This window comes from Leucobacter soli, assembly GCF_042659205.1.
GTDB lineage: Bacteria > Actinomycetota > Actinomycetes > Actinomycetales > Microbacteriaceae > Leucobacter > Leucobacter soli.
The window spans coordinates 1-26,100 of the sequence record NZ_JBHSRW010000004.1 but is presented as its reverse complement, the minus strand read 5'-3'; the positions used below and the strand labels follow the sequence as shown (position 1 = coordinate 26,100).

The window sequence follows — 26,100 nt, the reverse complement described above, 5'->3', positions numbered from 1 at the left end:
GCCGAGCAGTGAAGTCAAGGCCTATCGAACGGCGGCCGGCCGGGTTAGCCTGATCGGATGACCTCCCATGCACACCCCCGGTCCCTGGCCCGCGTCGCGGTCGACGCCGCCGCGCTCTCCGAGCTGTACACCGCCCCGGAGATCCTGCGCGTCGTCAACGTGTGGGACGCCGTCAGCACGCGCGTGGTGTCGGAACTTCCCGGGACCCGGGCCATCGCCACAGCCGGGCACGGCATCGCCGCAGCCCACGGGTACCCCGACGGCGAGCGGATCCCTCTCGACCTGATGATCGCCGCGCTCGAGCGCATCGTGGCGGCCACCGATCTGCCGGTCACCGCCGATCTCGACGGCGGCTTCGCCGACGCGGGCGAGACGGTGCGCCGCGCCATCGCGGTCGGAGTATGCGGCGCCAACATCGAGGACCGGATGCGCCCGCTGCGGGAATCCGTCGACGTCATGGAGGCCGCGGTGCACGCCGGCGACAGCGAAGACGTGCGCTTCGTGCTGAACGCGCGCACCGATGCGCTGCTCAAGGCGGGGGACCGGCCCCGCGGGGAGGCGCTCGCCGAGGCGATCACGCGCGGCCGCGCCTACGTCGGCGCCGGGGCGCAGTGCGTGTTCGTGCCCGGCGTGCTCACCGGCGACGAGGCCGGAGCCCTGGTCGCCGGGATCGGACTGCGCAAGGTGAGCGTGATCGGCCTTCCCGGTGCGCTCACGGCCGCCGAGTACGAGGCGCTGGGCGTCGCCCGGATCTCCTATGGACCGATGCCGCAGAACGTCGCGCTGACGGCGCTGAAACGGCTCGGCACCTCGCTGCTGGCGGACGGCGTCATCCCGGACGACACCGAGAAGCTCAACAACTTCTGAGCGAGACCGGCCGGCTGCGGTCGACCGGCGCGAACTACGGGCGCCGTCGATGTGCGCAGCCGGTTACAGCTCGTCGAGCATCGGGATGACCTGCGCGAGATCCTGCTCGATCGACACGTCCGCCCGCTCCCGCACGATCGGCTTCGCGTTGAAGGCGACCGAGAGCGCGGCGACCTCCATCATCTCGAGATCGTTCGCACCGTCGCCGATCGCGACGGTGGCGGCGAGCGGGATCCCGGCATCGTGGGCCCACTCGCGCAGCGCCGCCGCCTTCGCCGCGGCGTCGACGATCGGGCCGAGCGTGCGGCCGGTGAGCGCTCCGTCGACCACCTCCAGGCGGTTCGCGCGCCAGAGGTCGAGGCCGAGGTCGTCGGCGAGTGGATCCAGCACCTCGTGGAAGCCGCCCGAGACGACGCCGACGACGCCGCCGCGCTCGTGCACCGCGGCGACGAGCTCGTGGATGCCGGGAGTCGGGCGAACCCGGCGATACGCCTGCTCGAAGACCGTCTCCGGTGTGCCTGCCAGGGTGGCCACCCGCTCGCGCAGACTCTCGGCGAAATCGAGCTCGCCCCGCATCGCGCGCTCGGTCACCTCGGCGACGAGTTCGCGCGTGCCGGCCGCGTCGGCGAGGAGTTCGATGACCTCGTCCTGGATCGTGGTCGAGTCGCAGTCCAGCACGACGAGCGGGCGGTTGGGGGAGGGAGTGCTCATACCCTCCAGCGTAGGGCGTGCCGCGCCACGGCGATGACCTCCGCTCGGTACGCTGGATGGCATGAGCAATGTGCTGCGCTTCTCCGACGTCGATTACGTGCGCGACGGGCGCCCGATCCTCAGCGGGATCGACTGGGAGGTCGACAGCGATCAGCGATGGGTGATCCTCGGCCCGAACGGCGCGGGGAAGACCACCATGCTGCGTCTGGCGACGGCGAACGACTATCCGACGACCGGGCAGGTGACGGTGCTCGACTCCACGCTCGGCAAGGTCGACATCTTCGAGCTCCGCAACCGCATCGGCTTCGCATCGTCCGCGACCGCGCGCCGGATCCCGGCGAACGAGACCGTGCGGGATGTGGTGCTCACCGCCGCCTACAGCGTCGAGGGCCGCTGGAACGAGGAGTACGACAGCCTCGACGAACGCCAGGCCGAACGCATTCTGGCGGAGTGGGATCTCGTCGACTTCGCCGACCACCGTTTCGGCACCCTCAGCGATGGCGAGCGCAAGCGGGCGATGATCGCGCGGGCGGTGATGACCGATCCCGAGCTACTGCTGCTCGACGAGCCGAGCGCGAGTCTCGACCTGGGCGCACGGGAACGGCTGCTGCAGCTGCTCTCCGGCTACGCCCAGTCGCCCTACTCTCCCGCGATGATCATGGTGACGCATCACGTCGAGGAGATCCCGCCCGGCTTCACGCACGTGCTGCTGCTCCGCGACGGCCGAGTGCAGGCGGCGGGCCCCATCGACGAGACGCTAACCGCCGACGCGCTCGGCGCGACCTTCGGCATGGAGTTCGAGGTGACGCAGCGCAACGGGCGCTATTCGGCGGTGGCGCACGCGTAGGATCGCCACCGCGCCGCATTCTGCTAGACTTGACCGCTGGTGCGGACTCGTCCGCCGATCCCAAGACCTCGGAGCGTGCTGTTACACGCTCCTCACCAGGCAACATCTAAGGAACTCCCATGAAGACCGACATCCACCCCGAGTACAACGCGATCGTGTTCCGCGACCTGGCTTCGGGGGAGACCTTCCTCACCCGGTCCACGCTGACCAGCGACAAGACCATCGAGCTCGACGGTGCGACCTACCCGGTGATCGATGTCGAGATCTCGAGCGCCTCGCACCCCTTCTACACCGGCAAGCAGCGCATCCTCGACTCGGCCGGTCGCGTCGAGAAGTTCAACCAGCGCTTCAAGGGCTTCGGCGCGTAAGCTCCGAGCTGCACGCAGAAGGGCGGATCCCGATTCGGGGATCCGCCCTTCTGCGTCTCATCCCGGTCCTGCGTGTCCCGGTCCTGCGTGGCGCCGCACAATCGCTCTCTCGCGAGTGACGGGGCTACCGCAACGGCCAAGCGCCTTCGGCGACGAATTGCGGATCCCGCACCCGTCGCATGTACTCCTGGAAGTTCGCGGCTTGCGCCGCCGCCCACGAGACCTGCTCGTCGTGCAGCTGCTGCACGTCACCGGGCAACACGGATGCGTAGCGGCGGGCGATCGCCTGCGCCACCCTGCCCGCCGCGATCGCATCCTCGCCTGCGTCATGGGCCGTATCAAGTGCGACGCCGTAGTGCTGAGTGACGACATCGAGCGTGCGCTTGCCCTTGCGGAAGCGGTCCACCTGCTTGTCGATGACGAGCGGATCGATGACGGGGGAGGGGAGCCCCGGCCACGCGATGCCGTGGCGCACGGCCTCGGCGCGCAGCAGGGTGAGGTCGTACGGGGCGTTGTAGACGACGACGGGGTAGCCGCGCTCGATCATGGCGAACAGCTGCTCGATGATCTGGGCGACGCCGACTCCCGCATCGACGCCGCTGGCGCGGGCCACCTCGGTGGTGATGCCGTGCACGCGTGCGGCGGCCTCCGGGATCTCCACGCCCGGGTCGATCAGCCAGTCGTAGCGCTCGCCGACCGCGCCGCCCTCGCCCAGCAGCGCGATGCTCGCGCTGACGATGCGCGCCTGCGCCGGATCCACCCCGGTCGTCTCGGTGTCGAACACGGCGAGCTGCGAGGCCCAGAGGGGGAGTGCATCGGTCACGGCGGATCCTTTCGTCCATCACAGCGTAGCGGCCGTGCCGTGCAGCCGTCGGCGCTTCGGCGTTCCGCCGGGCGCTAGACTCGATGGGTGAGCGAAGCACCGGCCGAATTGCGGATCGATGCGCTCGGCATCGAGACCCGGGCCTGGCAGTACGGCGACCGACATGGTGAGCCGAGCGGCGAGACGATCATCCTGGTGCACGGCTTCCGCGGAGACCACCACGGGCTTGCCGGCATCGCCGCGGCGCTCGTCGAGCACCGCCCCGGTATACGGGTCGTCGTTCCCGACCTGCCGGGGTTCGGGGCGAGTCCGGCGATCCCCGGACGTGAGCACGATCTCGCGCTCTACGGCGAATGGCTGCGCGCTTTCGCACGGGAGGCCGCACCCGGCGGGTACTCGATCCTCGGCCATTCCTTCGGATCCCTGGTCGTCGCCGCCGCACTGGACCAGGGGCTCGACCCGAGCACGGTCGCACTCATCAACCCGATCTCCTCGCCCGCGCTCGAAGGACCGCAGGCCGTGATGACGCGGCTCGCGATCTTCTACTACTGGGCCGCGGACCGTCTGCCCGAGCGTGCAGCGCGCGCGCTCCTCGGCAACCCGGTGATCGTGCGCCTGATGAGCATCGTGATGGCGAAGACGCCCGATCCGGCGCTCCGCGCCTGGATCCACGGCCAGCATGACCGCTATTTCAGCCGTTTCGCCGACACGAGTACGCTCCTCGAGGCCTTCCGCGCCTCCGTCTCCCACACGGTCGCCGAGTACGCTGCGGCGATCACGCAGCCGGTGCTCCTGATCGTGGGGGACCGGGACGACATCACGCCGCTTCCGGCCCAGCTCGGGCTGCAGCGCCAGCTCGCGGACTCGCGGCTCCGTGTGATGCCGGGAGTCGGGCATCTCGTCCACTACGAGGCGGTCGAACCGGCCGTTGCAGCGCTCGCCAAGTTCCTGCGCGAGCATTCGGAACGCAGCGCAGACGTTTCCGACACGACGGGGGAACGTCGGTGAGCATCCGATGAGGATCCTCCGCATCGAGGATGTCGGCGTACCCGAACTCGCCGACTACACGCAGCTGACCGATGTCGAACTGCGGCGCGTGCGCGAACCCGCGGAGGGCCTGTACCTCGCGGAGTCGCCCAAGGTGATCGAGCGCGCGCTGCGCGCAGGGCACCGCCCGCGATCGGTGCTGCTGCTCGAGGAATGGCTGCCGCGCGTCGAGCCGTTGCTGGCGGGCCATCCCGATGTACCCGTCTACGTGGGGGACTCCGCCCAATTGGAGCGGCTCACCGGCTTCCACCTGCATCGAGGAGCCCTCGCCTCGATGCACCGGCCGGAGGCTCGCGACCCGCTCGAGCTGCTGCGCGCGTCGAAGCGCATCGTCGTGCTCGAGGATCTGGCGGATCACACCAACGTCGGCGCGATATTCCGCTCGATCGCGGCGCTGGACGCGGACGGCGTTCTGCTGACCCCGGCCTGCGCCGATCCGCTCTACCGGCGTGCGGTGCGCGTCAGCATGGGGGCGGTGCTCCAGGTGCCATGGGCGCGCCTGCCCGAATGGCCGCTGGCCGGACCGATGATCCGGAGCGCCGGTTACGAGCTCGCGGCCTTCGCGCTGCGAGACGATGCCGAGGACCTCGCGGATTTCGTCGCGGATACGCCGGATCGGCTCGCGCTCCTCTTCGGTACCGAAGGGCAGGGATTGACGCGCCGTGCGCTCGCCTCGGCCACGCGCTGCGTGACGATCCCCATGGGGAACGGCGTGGATTCGTTGAACGTCGCAACAGCCGCGGCGGTCGCGCTCTGGGCCGTGCGCACGGCCGATCATGCGGCCGGATGAGGGGAGCAGCCGCCCCTCCGCGCGCGTTCGGGAAATCGATAGGCGCTCCGATTAGGCTCGGTGCGGACATGCCGCTCGGAGCGGTGAGACGAGCATCGGGGGAGCGCGCATGAACGGGGTCGGACGGGGCAAGGCCCTGCTCTACGCGCTGTTCGCGCTCGGCGTCGGCGTCGTCTCGTACGTGATCGGCGTGCAGAGCGGGATCGGTCAGCTCGCCGAGCAGAGCGTGCTGGGCGCCTCTGAGTTCACCTTCGACCCGCCCGCTCCGCTGAGCCTGGTCTCCACCTGGAGCGTTGGCGCTGCACTGCTCGTCATCCTCCTGGTCGCCTGGCGGTACCGCGGCTTCGGACGGGCTCTCTGGATCGTGCTGTTCGGCGGTGCCGCGATCCTGGCTTCGCAGTTGTTGAAGCAGGAGTGGCTCATCCGGCCGTCGCTGCTCGACTTCGAAGCCGACAACACGTTCCCGAGCGGGCATATGACCGTTTTCGCGGTCGTCGTCGGAGGAGCGATCTGGGCGCTTCCCGCAGCGTCGAGGGGTGTGGCCGGCGTGCTCGGTGCCATGCTCCTCGGCACGGCCTCGTGGCAGCTGCTCGCATTCGGCTGGCACCGCCCGAGCGACGTGTTCGGGGGACTCGCCCTCGGTGTGCTGGCCTTCGGTCTCGCGGCCGCGTTCCGCCTGCCGCGTCGTGCACGCACTGTGAGGCTGCCGAGTTCGGGTGCCAACGCGTTGAACAAGGTCCTCGGCGTCGTGCTGACGGTGAGCGGCTGGGCGCTGGTCGTCGGCGGATTGATCGTCGTCGCGGGTGCGGCGACGCTTGATTCCGGATCGATGCTGCTGGGCGGCAGCGAGATCGCGCTCGTCGGTGCGAGCGCATTGACCGCTCGGGCCTATATGACGCTCGGCGCGTAGCCTCGCGATTCTTCATCAACGTCCGTACCCGTGCGACGTTATGCATGCGTGGATAATCTATATTATGTCAGCTTAAAGTTCAGGCCGACGCGTTACTTGCTCCCCGACTGCAGCTCACCGTCCGCTTGCGGCCCACTTCCCCGGATGGTTCCCTAGGCGAAGAACGAGAACACGAGCGTCAGGATCGAGAGTGCAAGCATGCCGAGGCAGTTCAGCCAGAACGCCTGAGTCAGGAACTTCGCCCTGAGATGGGAAGCCGCCGCGCACAGGAAATAGACGATCACTCCAATGTTCGCCGCGAGCCCGACGCCCGGAACCCAGAGGCCGACAATCAGACCCGTAGCCGCAAGCGTCTTGATGACGATCAGCACCCACCACCATTCGCGCGGAAAGCGCACCCCGTCGAGGCAATCGCGGATGAATGCCGGCGGCTTGAGCGAAGCAGCAGCATCGAACAGGAGCGCAGCAGTCAGCGGCATGGTCAGCCACCACGGGTCGGCGATGAGGGTCATGCCCAGGCCTCCCCTGCTCGACAGATCGCCGCGACGATGCGACGCAGGCTTCGCCTGAGGTCGGCCGCACTCGTAGCTGCGTCAGACGGCCAGCTGAAGAGGCGCCCGATATACGCGAAGTAGATGCTCTCGGCCAGCGATCGGGCCTGCTCCGCGGCGGGCGGATCCTCTGCACCCAGCACTGCGGTTTCGATCTCGCCGACGAGCAGGCCCGAGAGGTCGGAGAAGACGATCGAGCCGTGCTCCCCCGCGACCAGCACCGAGCCGTACGCCCGAGCCAGCGCGGCGTCGGCGGTGAACATCTCGATGAACGGATCCAGCAACAGAAGGATCTGCTCGGTCAAGTCTCCCCGCACCCCCTCGGCGCCGCGAAAGTTCGCTTCGTGGATTCCCTTGATGCCTCGATCGAAGACGGCGACGAGCAGGGCGTCCTTCTCCCCCACTGAGGCGACGGTGCCGACGCTCACCCCGCAGGCGACGGCGATATCGCGGATGGTGGTGTTCGCGAACCCCCTGGTACGGAAGAGCTCGCCGGCAGCCGACAGCACCTTCGCTTCGGTCTCGCGGCGCTGTTCGTCGCGTCTGGCATTCATGGAGATCCTGACTGAATGCATTCACTGAACATATTCAGCATACACTATTCCAGACCGGGAGCACATCGACGACTCGTTCAGCTCAGGAAGTCGTCGAGGGTCGGAGTCTCACCCGGATCGACGTCAGGATCCCCGACTACCGGAGCGATTCCCTCGTCAGACGTGAGCGTGCGCGTCGCGGTTGTAGCCTGAGTGCAGTTCGCCGAACGCGGGCGCGCTTCGAAGGAGAACGCGATGAGACAGCTCCGCTACTCGATCAACACCACGCTCGACGGCTGCTGCCACCACGAGGCCGGGATCCCGCCGAACGAGGACTCGATGCGCTACTGGACCGATGAGATGGCGCAGGCCGATGCCCTGCTCTTCGGCCGGGTGACCTACGAGATGATGGAGTCGGCGTGGCGGAAGCCGGACACCGGAGTCTGGCCCGACTGGATGGAAGAGTGGGAGATTCCGTTCGCCGAAGCCATCGACCGGGCGGAGAAGCACGTCGTGTCGAGCACCCTGAGCGGAGTCGACTGGAACGCCGACCTGGTGCGAGGCGACGTGGCGCAGGCGGTTCGGCAGCTCAAGCAGCAGCCGGGCGAACGCCTGTGGGTGGGCGGAGTGACGCTCCCCCGTGCGCTGGCGGATCTGGGGTTGATCGACGAGTACGAGTTCCTCGTGCAGCCGGTGCTCGCGGGGCACGGGCCGACATTGCTCGCCGGTCTGCGGGAGCGCATCCAGCTCGAGCTCGTTGATCGCCAGGAGTTCCGATCGGGCGCGATCGCCCTGCGCTACCGATCCGCGCGGATTCCGGCCTGACGCACACGCGCCGCTCAGGCGGCCCGACTCACTCCCCCACGCCGCGAAGCGGAACGAGGCCGCGATTCCGGCGGATGTCGCGGTAGTTCCACTGGACGTCTCGAGCTTCGGCGAGCCAGCGGCGCACCGCTTCGACGTCGACCTGCTCGGGCGCCGTGTACCGTGCTTCGGCCGCCTGGAACGTGCCTTCGGGCTTCAATCCCGATTCGCGGAACGACTGCCCGCTCCAGAACAGCAGCCGCACCGCAGACTTCAGCCGGCTGTATCCGACGACCGGGTTGCCGTCGAAGAACCACACCGGGTGGGCGTGCCACACCTTCCGCTCGGCGTCCGGCAGCTCCTGTTCGATCGTCGTGAGCAGCAGATCGCATATCGGCCGCGCCGAGGCGTCGAGCCGATCATGAAACTCTCGGATGTCGTCGGGAACCGTGCCCATGTCGCGATTTTAGGCGACACCGCGGCGAGCGGCCAACCCTCTCCGGCGGGCGGGTGAGGCCGTGCACGGTCACTCGGCGAACTCGAGCCCCGAGCCTCCAGGGCTCATGCCTCGAGGCTATCGGCGCATCGACACCGGAGCTACTCCCTGCCGGCGTCGTTCTCTCGCGGGTGAACGCGCACCATATCCTCGAGCAGATCGTCGGCGAGAGGATTCTCGAGGGTGAACTGAATCGCATGCTGGGTGGTCGTGTGGCCCTCGAGCCCATCCCGCAGCTCATCGATCGCCCACGACGACGGGAAGAGGCTCCTGTGCTTCTTCGAAGCGGTGAAGTAGACGAGCGCCAGTCCCCCGTGCTTGAGCGTCGGCATGCCGTAGCTCATCGTCTCTTCGGCCGACGGCACCAGCCGTTTCACCAGTACGCGGATCCGTTCGAGCTCGGCCCGACGCTCGGCGTCCACACCATCGAGATACTCGTCGACCGTCTTCGGCTGCATGCTCACATCACCCTCCAGCATCCGAACAAGTGATCGTCGACCATGCCCGCCGACTGCATCAGCGCGTACATGGTGGTCGGGCCGACGAAGCGGAAGCCGCGCTTGCGCAGTTCCCTGCTCAGCGCCGTCGACTCCGATGTCACGGCGGGCACCTCGTCCATGGCGACCGGGCGCGCCCGCTCCCCCGCGGATCCGCCCGGTGCGAACGACCACATCAGCTCATCGAGCTCACCGTCTGCCATGTCCCGCACCAGCGCCGCGTTGGAGATCGTCGCCTCGATCTTCGCACGGTTGCGGATGATGCCGGCATCCCCCAGCAGCCTCTCGACGTCCGCCGGGCCGAAGCCGGCGACCCGCGCCGGATCGAAGCCTTCGAACGCCTCGCGGAACCGCGGTCGCTTGCGCAGGATCGTGATCCAGGACAATCCCGCCTGGAACCCTTCCAGCGCCATCTTCTCGAACAGCACGTGGTCGCCGCGCAGCGGAACACCCCACTCCTCGTCGTGGTAGCGCCGGTACTCCTGATCGTCGCCGACCCACGCGCAGCGGCGGATCCCGTCGGGCCCGGTCACGATAGCGCTCACGAGGGCCAGCGTAGCAAGCGGACTTTCCCGGGCGGCAGGGGCTAGCGCTCGGTCAGCCGCGCGAGCTTCCGCTCGAACACGCTCCGCTGCGCGTCGTTCGTCGCAAGCGCCGCGGCGGCCGAGAGCGCAGAACGCGCTTCATCCGTTCGTCCAAGCCGGGTCAGCAGTTCGCCTCGTACGCCCGGCAACGCGGCGGAGCCTCGGAGTCGCCCCGAGGCGGCGATCTCGTCGACGATGCGCAGAGCGGTCGCGGGGCCCGTGGACATCGAGACCGCGACTGCACGTGCGAGGTCGGCCATCGGGTTCGGCGCGATCCGGCAGAGCGCTTCGTACAGCAGAACGATCCCCTCCCAGTCCGTGTCGTCGACGCTTACGGCTCGGCAATGGCACTCGGCGATGGCGGCCTGCAGTGCGTACGGCCCGTTGCCTCGACCCCTGGCTCGAGCGCACCGCTCGGCTTCTCGCAGCACGGCGCTGCCCCGAGCGATCTGACCGCGATCCCAGCGCGAGCGATCCTGCTCGTCCAGCAGCACCGGCCCGCCGCCCGGAGACTCGCGCGCGGCGAAGCGCGAGCGCTGCAGCTCCATGAGGGCGACCAGCGCGTGCGCCTCGGGCTCTCGCGGCACGATTCCGCGCAGCATGCGACCGAGTCGCAGCGCCTCGTCGGCGAGGTCCGGGCGTATTCCCCGCTCCCCCGCGGTCGCCGCATACCCCTCCGTGAAGATCAGGTAGATCACCCCGAGCACGCCGACGAGACGTGCCGGCCACTCCGGCGGATCCGGCGTCGCGAACGGCACGTTCGCCGCGGCCAGCGTCTTCTTCGCCCGGGTGATCCTCGCCTGAACCGTCGCGACTGGCACCATCAGCATCCGCGCGATCTCCTGCGAGGTCAGGCCGCCGACCACCCGCAGCGTGAGCGCGATTTGCGATTCGCGCGACAGCACCGGGTGGCAGGCGGTGAACACGAGGCGGAGCAGGTCGTCCTCGATCGGCTCCCAAGCGAGATCCGACGTATCCCCCATCTCGTGCGCGAGCTGCGCGTAACGCTCATCGAGGCGCCCGCGCCGCCGCCAGCCGTCGATGAGCCGGCGCTTCGCCACGGCGGTGAGCCAAGCACCGGCGTTCTGCGGCACGCCCTGTCCGGGCCACGAGCCGAGCGCTTCGGCCAGCGCCTCCTGGGCGACGTCCTCCGCAAGGCCGAAGTCGCCGGCCATCCGGGCAAGCGCAGCGACGATGCGCCGGCCCTCGATGCGCCAGACAGCCTCGACCGCGCGGGCGACGTCGGCGGGCATCAGTCGGTTCCGAGCTCCTCGCGCCAGCCGGCCTCCTTCTTGATGTACTCGTTGTCGGCGAACTCCGCGAGATCGTTTTCGTCGTGCACGCGACGCACCTCGAGCGTGCTGCCCGGGCCGAGCGGGCATCGCTTCGCCCACTCGACGGCCTCCTCGGCGGTCGCCGTCTGCAGGATCCAGAAGCCGTTGAAGAGCTCGTGCACCTCTCCGTACGGCCCGTCGCTCACCACCGGCGTTTCGCCGCCGAACTCGACCAGATAGCCGGGCTCGTCGGCGAGGCCCTCGCCGGCGACCATGACGCCGGCCTGCATCAACTGCTCGTTGTAGGCGCCCATCTCGTTCAGGATCTGCTCGAAGTCCATCTCCTTCGAGGCGTCGATCGCCGCCTGCGTTGCCCGCATGATCAGCATGTGCTTCATCTCTTCATCTCCTTGTTCCGGGAGTGCCCTCTGCACTCTCCTACTATGACGTCGAACGGCTCGGAGCGGAATCGACACGAGCCGAGAAGAACTTCTCGCGGCGCCCCGAGCCGGTGCCGGATCGCTGCAGGGGCGATCCGGCACCGGCTCGGAACAGCACAGTCGGATAACCTTCGGCCGCAATGCCGGATCTTCGGAGGAACGGGCAGGCCCGCTGCGCCATAATCTCTGTGTGCCGAAACCGCTGAAGAAGATCCGCAAGTATGCGCGCCGGGCCAAGCTGGCGATCGATACCGAGCGGATCGCGCGCCAGCGGCACCGCGCCATCCGCGCCGATACCGTGTTCTACGAGTCGTTCGCGGGCAACGGCGTGCTCTGCAACCCCGAGGCGATCTTCCGCTACCTGCTCGAGCACCCCGATTTCTCCCATCTCACACACGTCTGGTCGATCTCCGACCCGGCCGCGATCCGCAGTTTTCGCGAGGAGTTCGGCGATCACCCCCGCGTCGACTTCGCCCGTACCGGCGGCGGCAAGTACTGGAAGGCGCTCTCGACCTCCGGGTACGTCATCAACAACGCCACCTTCCCCCCGGCCTTCGGCAAGCGCGAGGGCCAGGTCTATCTGAACACCTGGCACGGCACGCCGCTGAAGCGCATGGGCTTCGACATGCCGGGCGGCGCGAAGCAGACGACGAACACCCTGCGCAACTTCCTGATGGCCGACTACCTGCTTGCGGCCAACCCCTTCATGGCCGACGACATGTACGAGAACGCCTACCGGCTGCGCAACGTGTACGGCGGCGAGATCGTCGAAGAGGGCTACCCGCGCATCGACCGTCAGTTCCTCGACGAGACGCAGGCCGCAGCGGTGCGCGCGAGGCTCGAGGCCGCGGGCCTCGCCGTCGGCGAGAAGCGCATCGTGCTCTTCGCGCCGACCTGGCGGGGCGGTTCGTTCAGTCGCCCCGAGGCCGACCTCGACGAATTGAGCCGCCAGACGCGGCAGATGCAGCAGGCGCTCGGCGACGACACCGTGGTGCTGCTGAAGACCCACCAGGTCGTGCACCGTCTGGCGGCGGGCAGCCCCGAGCTGCAGCGCGTGCTCGTACCGAACTCGATCGCCGCCAACCCGTTGCTCGGCCTTGCGAGCGCACTCGTCACCGACTACTCGTCGATCTTCTTCGACTACCTGGCCACCGGGCGTCCGATCGTCTTCTTCGCGCCCGATGCCGAGGGCTATTCCGACGAACGCGGCACCTACTTCTCCCCGGGCGAGCTGCCGGGCCCCGTGCTGAACGACGCCACCGCGGCGGGCGAAGCCGTGCGCGGGCTGCTGCACGGCGAGCCGCATGCGCGGTATCGCGAGTGGGCGGATCGCTTCGCGCCCCACGAGGACGGCGCGGCGACGCGACGCGTGGTCGACGTCGTCTTCCGCGGCGCTCGCGACGGCTACCGCGTGAGACCCGCGTCTCGCGACGGCAAGCGCCGTCTGCTGCTCTTCCTCGGCGGCATGCGCTCGAACGGCATCACCAGCTCGGCGCTGAACCTGCTCGGCCGGCTCGACTACGAGCGCTACGACGTGACCGCACTGATACCGAATATCAAGTCGGACGACACGCGCGCGAATCAGAAGCTCATCGACCCTCGCGTGCGCCTGATCGCCCGGCTCGGCGGCATGAACGGTTCGAAAGCGCTGCAATTGGGCCGGCGAATGCGCGACCTCGCCGAAGCGCCGCCTTTGCCCGGAGAATCGCGCCTGCACGGCAATCTGTGGCGGGACGAGTGGCAACGTGTGCTCGGCTCGGCGACATTCGACTGGGTGGGCGAATTGAGCGGCTACAACCCGTTCTGGGCCAACCTGCTGCTCAGTTCGCCCGATGCTCCTCGCGCGATCTGGCTGCACAGCGAGATGGCGCTCGATCGCATGCGCACGGTCAATGGGCGACGCCCCATGGAGCGCGACCTGGGCCACGTCTTCAGCAGATACCGCGCGTACGACTTCCTCGTCTCCGTCTCCCCGCAACTGACCGCGTTGAATCGAGCCGAGTTGGCTGAATACGCCCCGGCCGAACGCTTCACGACCGTGCGAAACTTCCCGTCCCCGAGCATGATCCCGGGCGAGCAGCACGACCTGTTCGAACTGCTCGAGGCAGGCGAGGCGCCGCCTGCCTGGATGCTCGAGCTGCGCGATCCGGCACGACGTACCAAGTGGTTCATCACGGTCGGCCGCCTCTCTCCCGAGAAGAACCATGCCCGGCTGATACGGGCGTTCGCCGGCGTGCACGAGCGGGATCCTGCCGCACGCCTGCTGATCGTCGGAGGCGGCCCGCTCGAGGGCGCGATCCAGGGTCAGATCGAACGGGCGGGCCTCGGCGACGCGGCGTTCCTCGCAGGTCGACGCCACATGCCGGTGGCCCTGCTCTCTGCGGCGGACTGCTTCGTGCTCTCGAGCGACTACGAAGGGCAGCCGATGGTGCTGCTCGAAGCCGCGCTCTGCGACCTGCCGATCGTTTCGACCTCCTTCGCCTCGGCTTCAGGTGCACTCCCCGGCGAGACGATCAGGCTCGTCGAGCAGGGCGACGCGGCGCTGCGCGACGGCATGCTCGCCTATCTCGCAGGCGAGGTGCCGCCGAGCCATCTCGACTTCGACGCCTACGTGGCCGAGGTCACCGGCGAGCTCGAGCGCGTGCTCGAAGCCGAGCCGGAGGGCCGGCGCAGCGATCCGCGCCGAACCGCTCTACGGTGACGCTCGCGCCGCGCGCCTCAGTCGGTCGACTCGAACGCGTTGGTCGCCTCGATCCAGTCGGCGAGCTTCTTCGCCACGGCTCCCGAGTCGACGGCCTCCGCCGCAACCGACAGCTTGTCGGCGAGGCGCTCGAGCATCGGGCGTTCAACGCTCTCCGGCACCGCGAAGAGATCGTAGGCGACGAGGCCTGCGGCGGCGTTCAGCAACGCGATGTCGCGCACGGGGCCGGTCTCGCCGGCGAACACGCGATGCACGGTCACCGCATTCTCGTCGGGGGTACCGCCGATGAGCTCGTCCATGCGGGCACGGGGAATGCCGAGATCTCGAGGATCGAGGTCGTGCTCCGTGAGCGCTCCGCGACTCACCTCCCAGATGTGCGAGTGGCCGGTCGTCGTCAGCTCGTCGAGACCGTCGTCACCGCGGAAGACGAGCGCGGCCGCACCGCGGAACCGGAAGAGATCCGCGAAGAGCGGTGCGCGAGCGGCGTCGGCGACACCCGCGGCCGTAGCCTCGGGGCGCACCGGATTGCAGAGCGGCCCGAGGTAGTTGAACACGGTCTGAATGCCGAGTTCGGCGCGCACGGGCGCGACGTGACGGAAACCCGGGAGGTATCGTGCGGCATGTACGAACGCGATGCCCGTGCGGTCGAACGCCTCGCGCAGCTGTTCGGGCTCGATCGAGAAGTTGATGCCGAGCGCGGTGAGCACGTCGGAGGAGCCGGACTTGCTGCTCGCTGCACGATTGCCGTGCTTGGCCACCGGCGCACCGCTGGCGGCCGCGATCACCGAGGCCATGGTCGAAACGTTCACCGTACCGAACCGGTCGCCGCCGGTGCCCACGATGTCGAGAGTGGCCGGAGGCAGCGGCACTTCACGAGCTTCGGCGAGGATAGCGTCGCGGAAGCCCACGATCTCGTCGACCGTCACGCCCTTCGTCTGCAAAGCGACCAGGAACGCCCCCATCTGAGCGGGAGTCGCCCGGCCGGTCATGAACTCGCCCATGGCCCAGTCCGCTTCCGAGACGCTCAGATCCCGTCGCTCCAGCAGAGCAGTGAGCAGGGTCGGCCAGCTGCGTTCTTCGATCATGACCACGATGCTATCGGGCGGGTCGGTACGGCCCGTGCTCCTGTGCTGCGAAAACGGAGAGTTCATATGATGAAGTCGCCCGGAATTCGGCTGATCAACGGCGCGGCACGCCATCCGGCACGGCCATCCGGAGGCCCGCGGAGCGGTAGGCTGGCATGCAGATGCCCAACCGGTTTGGCGCGCCGTGTGAATGTGAAATACGCACACCAAACTTTCAGATAGCATGAGAGGGTGACCACAACTACTATGAATACGAAGTCCGCTGCGCCCGCAGTGCGGCGCCCGAATACGGTGGCCGTCGGCACAATCGTGTGGCTCGGCAGCGAGGTCATGTTCTTCGCGGGCCTCTTCGCCACCTACTTCACGCTCCGGGCGATGAACCCCGAGCTGTGGGCCGAGCAGACGGCCAAGCACAACTTCACGTTCGCCCTGATCAACACCCTGATCCTGGTGGCGTCGTCCTTCACCTGCCAGGCCGGCGTGTTCGCCGCAGAGCGCATGCAGCCGCGGGCGACGGGCGCGAGCCCGACCAAGTGGGGCGCGGTCGAGTGGTTCTACCTGACCTTCTTCATGGGCGCGGTCTTCGTCGCCGGCCAGGCCTGGGAGTACGCCACCTTCATCTCCGAGGGCATCACCCTCGGCAGCGACCCCTACGGCTCGGCGTTCTACATGACCACCGGCTTCCACGGCATCCACGTCTCGCTGGGCCTCATCGCGTTCCTGCTGGTGATCGGCCGCATCTACGCGGTGAAGAACTTCACCCACAAGGAGGAGACCACCGCGATCGTCGTGTCCTACTACTGGCACTTCGTCGACATCGTGTGGATCGCCCTGTTCATCGTCATCTACGTCGTCAAATAGGTTCAGGAGAACGACACTATGGCTCGCGCCAACACATCCGTCCGCAAGTCTGGCCGTCGGCACCCTCTCGCCACCGTTGCACTGGTAGCCGTAGGGCTGCTCGTCACCGGAGCCGCCTACGCGGGCTTCACCCAGACGTCCGCCACCGCCGATGTGGATCTCCAGTCCCCGGCCACCATTGCTGCCGGTGAGAAGCTGTTCGGCGCCAACTGCGCCACCTGCCACGGCATGAACGGCGAAGGCACGGAAGAGGGTCCGTCCGTCATCGGTTCAGGCGCGGCGTCCGTCAACTTCCAGGTCGGCACCGGCCGCATGCCGCTGGCCTTCCAGGGCCCGCAGGGCATGGTCCGGGAGAAGCAGTTCAGCGAGGAGCAGACGCTGCAGATCGCCGCCTGGGTCGCCTCGCTCGCCCCGGGGCCGGGTCTACCAGAAGCGCAGTACCTGCAGGGCGACGGCGACGTGGCCAACGGCGCCACGCTCTTCCGCATCAACTGCGCGATGTGCCACAACGTCGCCGCGGCCGGCGGTGCACTGACCGAGGGCAAGTTCGCCCCCTCTCTGCACGGCGTTCCCGCAACCCACGTCTACGAGGCCATGGTCACCGGCCCGCAGAACATGCCGGTGTTCAGCGACGCGAACATCTCCCCGGAGCACAAGTCCGACATCATCAGCTACCTCAAGTACATCGAGGAGAAGCCGGCGGTCGGCGGTCTGACGCTCGGGTCGATCGGCCCGGTGGCCGAGGGCCTCTTCATCTGGATCATCGGCCTCGGCATCATCATCTCGTTCACCGTCTGGGTCGCCGCGAAGTCGAACTAACTCGACGCGGTCGATACGCACAGCAGCAGTGAACAGTCAAGAATCAAGGAGCAACATGGCAGAGGAAGCGAACCAGAGCGGCACCGCTCTCGCCACCCAGGCCCACGGCCCCGAGGACGCAGCGGTCGGTACCGCGGTCATCCCCTCGGACGCCGTGCAGAACCCGGGTCTTCCCCCGCACCGCAAGCGCGTCACCGATCTCGATGAGAAGAAGAACAAGCGGGCCGAGCGCACCGTATTCACCCTCTTCTACCTGTCCGTGGCGGGCAGCCTGGGAGCGGTGCTCGCCTACATGTTCTTCCCGATCGAGACCGGCGACCTCATGGCGATCCGTCTGCACACGATGTTCGTGGGCATCGGCATGACCCTCGCCCTCCTCGCCATCGGCATCGGTGCTGTCCACTGGGGCAAGGCGCTCATGTCGGATCAGGAAGGCTTCGACGAGCGGCATCCGGTCGCGAGCGATCCGGAGACTCGCGAGGCGGCCGCCGAGATCTTCGAACTCGCGAACGAGGAGTCTGGCTTCTCCCGTCGCACGCTGGTGCGCAACAGCCTGCTGGGCGCGCTGATCGCCTTCCCCCTTCCCGGCATCACCCTGCTGCGCAGCCTCGCGCCGCAGGATCTCGACCCGGTGACGCTGGCCAAGCACACCATGTGGGACGAGGGCATCCGGTTGGCCCGCGATACCGGCGGCTCGTCCGTGGGCGGTGCGATCAAGGCTGCGGACGTCACCATCGGCTCCGTGTTCCATGTCGTGCCCGAGAACCTCGGTCAGGCGACCGACGTGCTCAACGAGAAGGCCAAGGCCATCGTCCTGCTCATGCGTCTCGATCCGTCCGAGCTCATCGAACCCGACGAGCGCAAGGATTGGTCGTACGACGGCATCGTCGCCTACTCGAAGGTCTGCACCCACGTCGGATGCCCGGTGGCGCTCTACGAGCAGCACACCCACCACCTGCTTTGCCCCTGCCACCAGTCGCAGTTCGACGTGACCGATCAGGCGAAGGTCATCTTCGGACCGGCGAAGCGCCCCCTCCCCCAGTTGCCGATCACGGTCGACGATGAGGGATACCTGATCGCGAAGAGCGACTTCAACGAACCTGTCGGCCCGAGCTTCTGGGAGCGCCTCAAGTGAGCAGCACTGTCACCTCCACCGCAACATCGAAGGGGTCGACCCGCTTCACCGCAGCGGCGGCGAACTACATCGACGAGCGCACCAAGATCGGCGTGGCGGTCAAGGAGTTCGGTCGCAAGATCTTCCCGGACCACTGGTCGTTCCTCCTCGGCGAGGTCGCGCTGTACAGCTTCATCGTCATCCTGCTCTCGGGCACGTTCCTGACGCTGTTCTTCCAGGCCTCGATGGTCGAGACGCACTACACCGGCCCCTATGTGCCGATGAAGGGCGTCGAGATGTCGGCCGCCATGGCCTCCACGCTCGACATCTCGTTCTCGGTGCGCGGTGGCCTGCTCATGCGGCACGTGCATCACTGGGCGGCGCTGCTGTTCGTCGCCTCGATCGGGCTGCACATGCTGCGCATCTTCTTCACGGGTGCGTTCCGCAAGCCGCGCGAGCTCAACTGGGTCATCGGCTTCGTGCTCTTCGTGCTGGCGATGGCCGAGGGCTTCACCGGCTACTCGCTCCCCGATGACGTCCTCTCGGGCAACGGCCTCCGCATCATCGACGGCATCATCAAGGCCATCCCGGTGATCGGCACCTACCTCTCCTTCTTCTTCTTCGGCGGAGAGTTCCCGGGCACCGCGATCGTCGGGCGCCTCTACATGCTGCACATCATGGTGCTGCCGGCGCTGGTGATCCTCTTCGTGGCGCTCCACCTGGCGTTCGTCGTGATCCACAAGCACACCCAGTACCCCGCTGCGGGTCGCACCCAGCAGAACGTCCAGGGCTACCCGGTGCTCCCGGTGTACGCGGCCAAGGCCGGCGGGTTCTTCTTCATCGTCTTCGGCGTGATCATGGCGATCTCCTCGTTCGTCGGCATCAACCCGATCTGGAACTACGGCCCCTACGACCCGTCCCCGGTGTCCGCCGGTACGCAGCCGGACTGGTACATCGGCTTCGCCGACGGCATGCTCCGACTCGTGCCGCCGGGGTGGGAGACCGAGTGGTTCGGTTTCACCTGGTCGTGGAACATGCTGATCCCGCTGGCGATCATCGGCGTCTTCCTGGTGCTCGTCGCGGCCTACCCCTTCATCGAGGCATGGGTGACCGGCGACAAGCGCGAGCACCACATCCTCGATCGCCCGCGCAATGCTCCGACCCGCACCGCTATCGGTGCAGCGGGCGTGACGTTCTACGCGGTGATGTGGGCGGGAGCCTCGTCCGACCTCATGGCCACCCACTTCCAGCTGGCCATGGAGGGAGTGATCCACGCTCTGCAGCTGCTGCTGATCGTCGGCCCCATCGTGGCCTACCAGATCACCAAGCGCATCTGCCTCGGCCTGCAGAAGAAGGATCGGTCGATCGCCCTCCACGGCTACGAGTCGGGACGCATCGTCCGCCTGCCGGGTGGAGAGTACATCGAGGTGCACAAGCCGGTCAGCGAGTACGAGCGCTGGGAGCTGGTCAGCTACCACGACTACAAGCCCCTGATGCTGCGCCCGAACGCCGACGGCAAGATCCCCTTCGGCCGCCGCCTGCGCGCCGGAATCAGCCGCTGGTTCTACCAGGATCGCATCGTACCGCCGACGCAGGGCGAGCTCGAGCAGGGCTCGCACGAGGGCCACTGACACCTCCGGGGTCGCCGCTCGGCATCAACCGAGTCGATAAGCAAGGGGCCGGTTCTTCCTTCGGGAGGAACCGGCCCCTTGCTCGTGCAACGCGCGAGGCTTGCAGACTCCCGCATCCGCGTGCGCTGTTGTCAGCGGGCAGAGACCCGGGCAGCCCGGGCGACCGCGGACTCCGCCGCTCGAGCAACCGTCGAGGCGAACACCACTCCCCCGAGTCCGGCGCGCAGCGCGTCGAGCTGCGGCGCGAGATCTCGGCCGACCTCGTCGTCGCGCACGGCGGCGATCGCCTGGAAGAGGAGTGCCGCAGTCTCGTCATCGATACTCGCTGCAGCGTCCACTGCGGCGTCCGCTGCGGCGTCCACTGCGACGCTGGCCACCGCGGCGGTATCCACTGCTGCGAGATCGAATGCCGCGTGTGCGCCGGCGGCCTGATCCGGGTCACCGCTGTTCGCACGGATGAGCGGTGTCAGCGCACGCTCGACGCAGGCGAGGAAGAGTTCGCGCTTCGTCCGGAAACTCGCATACACATGGGGCTGCGGAACGCCCGCAGAGGCCGCTATGGCGACGGTTGATGCGCCACGATAGCCACGGGTACCGAATTCGACGATACCGGCCTGCAACAGCCGTTCACGGTTCTCTCCGGGTCTGCGCCGCGGGCGCCGGGCAGCCTCCACCATGGCCGACGATCTGCGGCATCAGCGCAGGTCGAGGATCTTCCGGTAGTGCTCTCCGACAGCCTCGAAATCGCGATGGTTGTAGAATGAACCGATCCTGGCGGTCGAGGCGGAGAGCTGACGCACTCCCCGGCCCATGCAGTACTGCTCATTGGCCTGCATGAGGCGGTCGCCGATCCCGTGACCACGGGACTCGTTGTCGACCACGATCTCCTGCAGGTGGGCGGTGAGGCCCGGTGCATGCAGCAGGCGGGAGACCGTCATGAGCGAATACCCGACGACGGCGCCCTCGTGCTCTGCGACGAACAGCACGTTCGTCTCCTGATCGCGATGCCGCAGGACGTTGTCCAAGGCGACTGAGAACTCGTCTCGTCCGATGGGTTCGCGCCCGGTCTGATACTGGCGGGCCAGGTCGAAGAGCGTGGCTGCGTCTTCGGCCCGGCCTCTGCGGATGGTGATGCTCACGCGCGGCGCTCCGGCACTCAGCGGGCGAAGTTACCGCGGTAGTGCTCGAAGATGAGGCCGACGACGCCGACGATCACGATCGGCAGCGAGAGGAAGCACAGCCAGAAGTCGAAGCCGATGCTCAGGCCGAGGACGAAGAGACCGGCGGAGAAGGCGAGCACGATCGGCCACCAGCTCCACGGGCTGAACTCGCCGATCTCGGGATCCCCGTCGTCGATATCGCTGTCGAGCCGGTCCTCGACGAGCTCCCCGCCCTGCTTGCGGTGAACGAGCTGCAGGTAGGCCGCGATGAATCCGCTGAGTCCACCGGAGAGCAGCACAGCGACGGTGCCGGCCCATTCGACCCGACCGTGCGTGTTCAGATTCCAGACCGTGTACACGGTGCCGACCACCAGGAAGTAGGCGGTGATGATCCAGAAGATCACAACATTCGACTTCACGTCTCAGATCCTTTCGATTGCCGTGTCGTTCAGGCGTGCTCGACCGCGGTCGGTGATACCGGGAGCGGTTGCTCCACCCCGCTGACCTCGGGATGGTTGAGATCGAACGCCGGGGACTCCGAACGGATTCGCGGGATCGAGGTGAAGTTGTGTCGCGGCGGCGGGCACGAAGTGGCCCATTCGAGCGAGCGCCCGAAGCCCCACGGGTCGTCCACGGTGACCTTCGGCGCGTTGCGCTGGGTCAGGTAGACGTTCAGCAGGAACGGGATCATCGAGACTCCGAGGATCACCGCACCGACCGTCGAGAGCTGGTTCATCCAGGTGACGCCGTCGCTCGGCAGGTAGGTGTAGTAGCGACGCGGCATGGCCTTGAGGCCGAGCCAGTGCTGGATCAGGAAGGTCGTGTGGAAGCCGATGAAGAGCAGCCAGAAGTGGATCTTGCCGAGGCGCTCGTTCAGCATCTTTCCGGTCCACTTGGGCCACCAGAAGTAGAAGCCCGAGAACATCGCGAAGACCACGGTACCGAACACGGTGTAGTGGAAGTGCGCCACGATGAAGTAGGTGTCCGAGAGGTGGAAGTCGAGCGCCGGCGACGCCATGATGACGCCGGTCAGACCGCCGAAGAGGAACGTCACGAAGAAGCCCAGGGCCCACAGCAGCGGGGTCTCGAACGTGATCGATCCGCGCCACATCGTGCCGAGCCAGTTGAAGAACTTCACGCCGGTCGGTACCGCGATCAGCATCGTCATGAGTGCGAAGAACGGCAGCAGCACCGAACCGGTGACGTACATGTGGTGCGCCCACACGGTCATCGAGAGCGCCGCGATCGAGATCGTCGCATAGACGAGTGTCTTGTATCCGAAGATCGGTTTACGCGAGAAGACCGGGAAGACCTCGCTCACGATGCCGAAGAACGGCAGGGCGATGACGTACACCTCCGGGTGGCCGAAGAACCAGAAGAGGTGCTGCCAGAGCACGGCTCCGCCCTCGCCGTTGAAGATGTGCGCCCCGAAGATGCGATCGGCAGCCAGGCCGAAGAACGCGGCCGCGAGCACGGGGAAGATCAGGATCACGAGCAGCGAGGTGATCAGCGTGTTCCAGGTGAAGATCGACATCCGCCACATCGTCATGCCGGGCGCGCGCATCGTGATGATGGTCGTGATGAAGTTCACGCCGCCCATGATGGTGCCGAAGCCGCTGATGCCGAGGCCGAGGATCCACAGGTTCCCGCCGACGCCCGGGGAGAAGGCGACGTCGCTCAGCGGCGCGTAGGCGAACCAGCCGAAGGAGGCTGCGCCCTGCGGCGTGAGGAAGCCGCCGACCGCGATCAGCGAACCGAAGGTGTAGAGCCAGAAGGCGAAGGCGTTCAGACGCGGGAACGCCACGTCCGGTGCCCCGATCTGCAACGGCATCATCACATTGGCGAAGCCGGCGAAGAGCGGCGTCGCGAACATGAGGAGCATGATGGTGCCGTGCATGGTGAACAGCTGGTTGTACTGGTCACGCGTGGCGATGATCTCGAGGCCGGGCTCGAAGAGCTGCGCACGGATCATGAGCGCCATCAGGCCGCCGACGAGGAACCAGACGAACGAACTGATCAGGTACATGTACCCGATGACCTTGTGGTCCGTGGAGGTGATCCACGAGACGATCACATTGCCCTTCTTCATTTCCATCACCCTCGTCACTCGTTCTCGGCCTTGGCTTCGTCGCCGAAGAACTGATCCTGCAGCGGGTTCGCCTCTTCGCCCACTCGTCCCTGCTTGAGCTCGGCCATCTTCGCGTCGTAGTCCGCCTGCTCGAGCACCTCGACTTCGAAGAGCATCGCCGAGTGGTACTCGCCGCAGAGCTCGGCGCACTTGCCCATGTACGTGCCGACCTGAGTCGGAGTGAAGGACATGTAGTTGGTCTGACCCGGGATCATGTCCTTCTTGTAGAGGAACTCCACGACCCAGAAGGAGTGGATCACGTCACGGGTCTCGAGACGGATCTCGGTCGTCTTGTTCACCGGGAGGTACAGCACCGGGAGCGCCTCGGTCGGGCTGCCGTCGTCCTCGATCTCGACCTGCACGCTCTGGAAGTAGCGGTCGTCGGTGATGTAGTTGAAGTCCCAGGCCCAGCGCTTGCCCCAGACCTCGACCACGTTCTCGGGCTCGTCGAAGCGGGCCTCGATCTTCGTCTGCTCCTGCGCCGTGAAGGCGAAGAAGCCGAGGATCAGGATGACCGGGACGACGGTGAAGAACGTCTCGATCGGCATGTTGTAGCGCAGCTGCACCGGCAGTCCGGTCTGGCCCTTGCGGCGGCGGTAGACGATGGTCGCCCAGATGACGAGCCCCCACACGATGGCGCCGATCACGAGAAGCACGATCCACGCGTTGACCCACATGGCGGTGATGCCGGGCGTGAGGTCGGTGGCGTTGGTCGAGTTCTCCGGGAGGAACCCGCGCTGCTGCTCGGCCGTGCAGCCGGCAAGAAGGGAAGCCGCCGCCAGAGCAGCCGGGGCGAGAGCCCACTTCATTCGACGATTGGAACGCACCGCATACCTTTCGAGATGTTGTCTTGCGCCCGCGCCGCGGACACAGTCGATGACTTGCCTTTAGCTTAGCGCGAAGCTGAGGGTTTACTGAACACGGCTCGGGGTGTCACGATCGACGTCCGGGCGATCCCCCGGAATCGTTCGGAGCCGGCTCAGCTGAAGCTGTCGCCGCAGGCGCAGCTGCCCTGCGCGTTCGGGTTGTCGATAGTGAAACCCTGCTTCTCGATCGTGTCGGAGAAGTCGATCGTGGCGCCGCTGAGATACGGCACGCTCATCTGGTCGACGACCACCTCGACGGCGCCGAACCCGACGACGGCATCGTTCTCGAGCGTCCGCTCGTCGAAGTAGAGCTGGTAGATCAGCCCGGAGCAGCCGCCCGGCTGCACGGCGATCCGGAGTCGCAGGTCGTCGCGACCCTCCTGCTCGAGCAGGCTGCGCACCTTGTCTCGTGCGGTGTCGGTCAGGCCCACCTGGTGGGCCGGGGTTTCGGTGGCGGTCGCGCTCACGGTGACTCCCGTCTCTTCGGTCTCCATCAAGTCTACGCCCGTCAGCGGGACCTCGGGACGAGCGGGTAGGCTGGTCCGGATGCCCGGTCGTCGGATCGCCGGTGCCGCGGAAGTGGAAAGGGAGCCTCGTGTCGGAGGATCAGAGCGAGAAGGCCGCCTCGGGTGCCGATGAAACGGTCGGCAAGGGCCGTCCGACGCCGTCGCGGAAGGAGGCCCAGGCCGCGAAGGCGCAGCCGCTCGTCGGCAGCCGCGACAAGGCTGCCAAGAAGGCGCAGCGGCAGAAGGACGCCGAACTGCGCGAGCGCGCTCGCGTCGGCATGATGCAGGGCGATGAGCGCTACATGACGGCCCGCGACAAGGGCCCGCAGCGCCGCTACGTGCGCGATTACGTCGACGCCCGGTTCAGCCTGGGCGAGTTCACCATCCCGCTGATGCTCGTCGTGCTGATGCTGAGCTTCGTCCCGGGCCAGGTCCAGGTGATCAGCATCATGGCGATCTGGGCCTTCCTCTTCCTCGCCGTGCTCGACGCGATCGTGCTCGGACTGCGGCTGCGCCGCAAGCTCGCGGAGAAGTTCGGCGCGGACAAGATCCAGCCCGGTTTCCGGTGGTACGCGGCGATGCGCGCCTTCCAGTTCCGCATGCTGCGGATGCCGAAGCCTCAGGTGAAGCGGCTGCAGTTCCCCGAGTAGGTCCGCCGGTCCACGATCGGCGGGTCTAGGCTGGCCTCATGGCCCGTGACGCATCGACTGGTCCCGCGGTTCCCGGATCCTCCGTTCGCAGAACCGACGGGATCGTCGTGCTCCCCTCCGCGGGACTGGCGGATCGCCGCGGACGTCCGTTGCACGACCTGCGCATCTCGGTGACCGATCGCTGCAACTTCCGCTGCGTCTACTGCATGCCCAAGGAGGTCTTCGGGCGGGACTTCCAGTTCCGCGAGCGCAGCGAACTGCTGTCCTTCGAGGAGATCGTCAGGCTCGCGACCGTGGCGGTCGACCTCGGCGTGCGCAAGCTCCGCCTGACAGGCGGCGAACCGCTGCTGCGCCGCGGGATCGAGGAGCTCGTCGCCGCGCTCGCAGGGCTGCGCACACCCTCGGGCGACCCGCTCGACCTCGCCCTGACCACCAACGGCGCGGCCCTCCCGGTGAAGGCCGAGGCCCTCGCGGCGGCCGGGCTCGGACGGGTCACCGTCTCGCTTGATTCGTTGCGCGAGGACCGCTTCCAGGCGATCAACGACGTGCGCTTCCCCGTCTCGCGCGTGCTCGCTGCGATGGATGCCGCGGAGGCAGCCGGTCTCGGGCCGGTCAAGGTGAACACCGTGTTGAAGCGCGGAGTGAACGACGACGAGATCCTCGATCTCGCGGAGCACTTCCGCGGGACCGGGCGCACGCTGCGGTTCATCGAGTACATGGATGTCGGCGCGTCGAACGGCTGGGTGCTGGACGAGGTGGTCCCCTCCGCCGAGGTCGTCGAGCGGATCTCGGCGGTCCACCCGCTCGCGCCGCTGGCGCCGACCCACCCCGGCGAGGTCGCGAAGCGCTGGCGCTATCTCGACGGCGGCGGCGAGATCGGCATGATCTCGAGCGTCACGAACGCTTTCTGCGGCGACTGCACCCGCGCCAGGGTCTCGGCCGAGGGGCGCCTCTTCACCTGCCTGTTCGCGAGCGAGGGCACGGACCTGCGCGCACTGCTGCGGGGCGGGGCGAGCGATGCAGAGCTCGCCGCGGCG

Annotated in this window: 30 protein-coding genes; 14 read left to right on the top strand and 16 right to left on the bottom strand. The window is 67.4% G+C overall.

All coding sequences use genetic code 11. The features are described 5' to 3' along the window. Positions 1-57: 57 nt before the first annotated feature. Positions 58-867 carry an isocitrate lyase/PEP mutase family protein gene (locus ACFPZL_RS00915; protein ID WP_218114244.1) on the top strand — a complete coding sequence of 270 codons (810 nt, stop codon included), beginning with the start codon at positions 58-60 and terminating at the stop codon, positions 865-867. 63 nt (positions 868-930) lie between these two features. On the opposite strand, the gene serB is transcribed toward ACFPZL_RS00915, so the two are convergent. Next, positions 931-1,578, bottom strand: a complete 648-nt coding sequence (serB, locus tag ACFPZL_RS00910) for a phosphoserine phosphatase SerB (RefSeq protein ID WP_382334561.1) — start codon at positions 1,576-1,578, stop codon at positions 931-933. A 61-nt stretch (positions 1,579-1,639) separates the two neighbouring features. Here serB and ACFPZL_RS00905 point away from each other — a divergent pair, with 61 nt between their 5' ends. Further along, positions 1,640-2,425 carry an ABC transporter ATP-binding protein gene (locus tag ACFPZL_RS00905; RefSeq protein WP_218114242.1) on the top strand — a complete coding sequence of 262 codons (786 nt, stop codon included), beginning with the start codon at positions 1,640-1,642 and terminating at the stop codon, positions 2,423-2,425. Between the two features lie 119 nt (positions 2,426-2,544). Then, positions 2,545-2,793 carry a type B 50S ribosomal protein L31 gene (locus tag ACFPZL_RS00900; protein WP_218114241.1) on the top strand — a complete coding sequence of 83 codons (249 nt, stop codon included), beginning with the start codon at positions 2,545-2,547 and terminating at the stop codon, positions 2,791-2,793. A gap of 124 nt (positions 2,794-2,917) precedes the next feature. Here ACFPZL_RS00900 and ACFPZL_RS00895 read toward each other — a convergent pair whose 3' ends face one another. Further along, positions 2,918-3,616, bottom strand: coding sequence for a 3'-5' exonuclease (locus tag ACFPZL_RS00895; RefSeq protein WP_218114240.1), 699 nt, complete (start codon positions 3,614-3,616; stop codon positions 2,918-2,920). An 87-nt stretch (positions 3,617-3,703) separates the two neighbouring features. Here ACFPZL_RS00895 and ACFPZL_RS00890 point away from each other — a divergent pair, with 87 nt between their 5' ends. The 3 genes from ACFPZL_RS00890 to ACFPZL_RS00880 all read left to right on the top strand — a co-directional run bounded on the left by ACFPZL_RS00890 (position 3,704) and on the right by ACFPZL_RS00880 (position 6,363). Further along, positions 3,704-4,624, top strand: coding sequence for an alpha/beta fold hydrolase (locus ACFPZL_RS00890; RefSeq protein WP_218114239.1), 921 nt, complete (start codon positions 3,704-3,706; stop codon positions 4,622-4,624). Between the two features lie 7 nt (positions 4,625-4,631). After that, complete coding sequence (locus ACFPZL_RS00885) at positions 4,632-5,453, top strand: TrmH family RNA methyltransferase (protein WP_218114238.1); 822 nt, start codon at positions 4,632-4,634, stop codon at positions 5,451-5,453. A gap of 109 nt (positions 5,454-5,562) precedes the next feature. Then, positions 5,563-6,363 (top strand): phosphatase PAP2 family protein, encoded by an 801-nt coding sequence (locus tag ACFPZL_RS00880; protein WP_218114237.1) that lies wholly within the window; start codon positions 5,563-5,565, stop codon positions 6,361-6,363. A gap of 152 nt (positions 6,364-6,515) precedes the next feature. On the opposite strand, the gene ACFPZL_RS00875 is transcribed toward ACFPZL_RS00880, so the two are convergent. Both ACFPZL_RS00875 and ACFPZL_RS00870 read right to left on the bottom strand, forming a co-directional pair. Then, on the bottom strand, positions 6,516-6,875 hold the full coding sequence (locus ACFPZL_RS00875) for a DoxX family protein (protein ID WP_218114236.1): 360 nt from the start codon (positions 6,873-6,875) through the stop codon (positions 6,516-6,518). Then, a complete protein-coding gene (locus ACFPZL_RS00870; RefSeq protein WP_218114235.1) occupies positions 6,872-7,468 on the bottom strand; it encodes a TetR/AcrR family transcriptional regulator in 597 nt (198 codons plus the stop codon). Before ACFPZL_RS00870 ends, ACFPZL_RS00875 begins: the two co-directional genes overlap by 4 nt. A gap of 234 nt (positions 7,469-7,702) precedes the next feature. On the opposite strand from ACFPZL_RS00870, the gene ACFPZL_RS00865 reads away from it, so the two are divergent. Beyond that, positions 7,703-8,272 (top strand): dihydrofolate reductase family protein, encoded by a 570-nt coding sequence (locus tag ACFPZL_RS00865; RefSeq protein ID WP_218114234.1) that lies wholly within the window; start codon positions 7,703-7,705, stop codon positions 8,270-8,272. A gap of 28 nt (positions 8,273-8,300) precedes the next feature. On the opposite strand, the gene ACFPZL_RS00860 is transcribed toward ACFPZL_RS00865, so the two are convergent. From ACFPZL_RS00860 to ACFPZL_RS00840, 5 genes are all read right to left on the bottom strand, one after another. Beyond that, on the bottom strand, positions 8,301-8,708 hold the full coding sequence (locus ACFPZL_RS00860) for a DUF1801 domain-containing protein (RefSeq protein WP_218114233.1): 408 nt from the start codon (positions 8,706-8,708) through the stop codon (positions 8,301-8,303). Between the two features lie 140 nt (positions 8,709-8,848). Next, a complete protein-coding gene (locus ACFPZL_RS00855; RefSeq protein WP_236021860.1) occupies positions 8,849-9,205 on the bottom strand; it encodes an iron chaperone in 357 nt (118 codons plus the stop codon). Between the two features lie 2 nt (positions 9,206-9,207). Next, positions 9,208-9,789, bottom strand: coding sequence for a DNA-3-methyladenine glycosylase I (locus ACFPZL_RS00850; RefSeq protein WP_218114231.1), 582 nt, complete (start codon positions 9,787-9,789; stop codon positions 9,208-9,210). 41 nt (positions 9,790-9,830) lie between these two features. After that, positions 9,831-11,081 (bottom strand): RNA polymerase sigma factor, encoded by a 1,251-nt coding sequence (locus ACFPZL_RS00845; RefSeq protein ID WP_218114230.1) that lies wholly within the window; start codon positions 11,079-11,081, stop codon positions 9,831-9,833. Further along, positions 11,081-11,500 carry a YciI family protein gene (locus ACFPZL_RS00840; RefSeq protein WP_218114229.1) on the bottom strand — a complete coding sequence of 140 codons (420 nt, stop codon included), beginning with the start codon at positions 11,498-11,500 and terminating at the stop codon, positions 11,081-11,083. The genes ACFPZL_RS00845 and ACFPZL_RS00840 overlap by 1 nt, the downstream gene beginning before the upstream one ends. Before the next feature lie 232 nt (positions 11,501-11,732). Here ACFPZL_RS00840 and ACFPZL_RS00835 point away from each other — a divergent pair, with 232 nt between their 5' ends. Continuing rightward, complete coding sequence (locus ACFPZL_RS00835) at positions 11,733-14,243, top strand: glycosyltransferase (RefSeq protein WP_218114228.1); 2,511 nt, start codon at positions 11,733-11,735, stop codon at positions 14,241-14,243. A 17-nt stretch (positions 14,244-14,260) separates the two neighbouring features. Here ACFPZL_RS00835 and trpD read toward each other — a convergent pair whose 3' ends face one another. Continuing rightward, positions 14,261-15,328 carry an anthranilate phosphoribosyltransferase gene (trpD, locus tag ACFPZL_RS00830; protein ID WP_218114227.1) on the bottom strand — a complete coding sequence of 356 codons (1,068 nt, stop codon included), beginning with the start codon at positions 15,326-15,328 and terminating at the stop codon, positions 14,261-14,263. 246 nt (positions 15,329-15,574) lie between these two features. Between trpD and ctaE the strand changes: the two genes are divergently transcribed. From ctaE to qcrB, 4 genes are read left to right on the top strand one after another with little or no spacing between them, the layout of a single operon-like run. Continuing rightward, positions 15,575-16,189, top strand: coding sequence for an aa3-type cytochrome oxidase subunit III (gene ctaE, locus ACFPZL_RS00825; RefSeq protein WP_218114270.1), 615 nt, complete (start codon positions 15,575-15,577; stop codon positions 16,187-16,189). An 18-nt stretch (positions 16,190-16,207) separates the two neighbouring features. Beyond that, a complete protein-coding gene (gene qcrC, locus ACFPZL_RS00820) occupies positions 16,208-17,008 on the top strand; it encodes a cytochrome bc1 complex diheme cytochrome c subunit (protein WP_218114226.1) in 801 nt (266 codons plus the stop codon). 55 nt (positions 17,009-17,063) lie between these two features. Beyond that, entirely contained in the window at positions 17,064-18,143 is a 1,080-nt protein-coding gene (gene qcrA, locus ACFPZL_RS00815) for a cytochrome bc1 complex Rieske iron-sulfur subunit (protein ID WP_218114225.1), read from the top strand. Further along, positions 18,140-19,753: a cytochrome bc1 complex cytochrome b subunit gene (qcrB, locus tag ACFPZL_RS00810; RefSeq protein WP_218114224.1), complete on the top strand. Its 1,614-nt coding sequence runs from the start codon at positions 18,140-18,142 to the stop codon at positions 19,751-19,753. The genes qcrA and qcrB overlap by 4 nt, the downstream gene beginning before the upstream one ends. 131 nt (positions 19,754-19,884) lie before the next feature. Here the strand turns inward: qcrB and ACFPZL_RS00805 are convergent, their stop codons facing one another. The 6 genes from ACFPZL_RS00805 to erpA form a co-directional block, all read right to left on the bottom strand. Beyond that, on the bottom strand, positions 19,885-20,430 hold the full coding sequence (locus ACFPZL_RS00805; protein WP_218114223.1) for a TetR/AcrR family transcriptional regulator: 546 nt from the start codon (positions 20,428-20,430) through the stop codon (positions 19,885-19,887). Positions 20,431-20,448: 18 nt separating this feature from the next. Beyond that, entirely contained in the window at positions 20,449-20,892 is a 444-nt protein-coding gene (locus ACFPZL_RS00800) for a GNAT family N-acetyltransferase (protein WP_218114222.1), read from the bottom strand. 17 nt (positions 20,893-20,909) lie between these two features. Then, a complete protein-coding gene (locus ACFPZL_RS00795) occupies positions 20,910-21,332 on the bottom strand; it encodes a cytochrome c oxidase subunit 4 (RefSeq protein ID WP_218114221.1) in 423 nt (140 codons plus the stop codon). A 29-nt stretch (positions 21,333-21,361) separates the two neighbouring features. Next, positions 21,362-23,002 carry an aa3-type cytochrome oxidase subunit I gene (gene ctaD / locus ACFPZL_RS00790; protein WP_382331986.1) on the bottom strand — a complete coding sequence of 547 codons (1,641 nt, stop codon included), beginning with the start codon at positions 23,000-23,002 and terminating at the stop codon, positions 21,362-21,364. A 14-nt stretch (positions 23,003-23,016) separates the two neighbouring features. Beyond that, complete coding sequence (ctaC, locus tag ACFPZL_RS00785) at positions 23,017-23,850, bottom strand: aa3-type cytochrome oxidase subunit II (RefSeq protein ID WP_218114219.1); 834 nt, start codon at positions 23,848-23,850, stop codon at positions 23,017-23,019. A 170-nt stretch (positions 23,851-24,020) separates the two neighbouring features. Next, on the bottom strand, positions 24,021-24,401 hold the full coding sequence (erpA, locus tag ACFPZL_RS00780) for an iron-sulfur cluster insertion protein ErpA (RefSeq protein WP_218114218.1): 381 nt from the start codon (positions 24,399-24,401) through the stop codon (positions 24,021-24,023). A 101-nt stretch (positions 24,402-24,502) separates the two neighbouring features. On the opposite strand from erpA, the gene ACFPZL_RS00775 reads away from it, so the two are divergent. Beyond that, entirely contained in the window at positions 24,503-25,063 is a 561-nt protein-coding gene (locus ACFPZL_RS00775; protein ID WP_218114217.1) for a DUF3043 domain-containing protein, read from the top strand. A gap of 38 nt (positions 25,064-25,101) precedes the next feature. Next, on the top strand, positions 25,102-26,100 hold a 999-nt coding region (gene moaA, locus ACFPZL_RS00770; protein WP_382334555.1), incomplete at its 3' end, for a GTP 3',8-cyclase MoaA.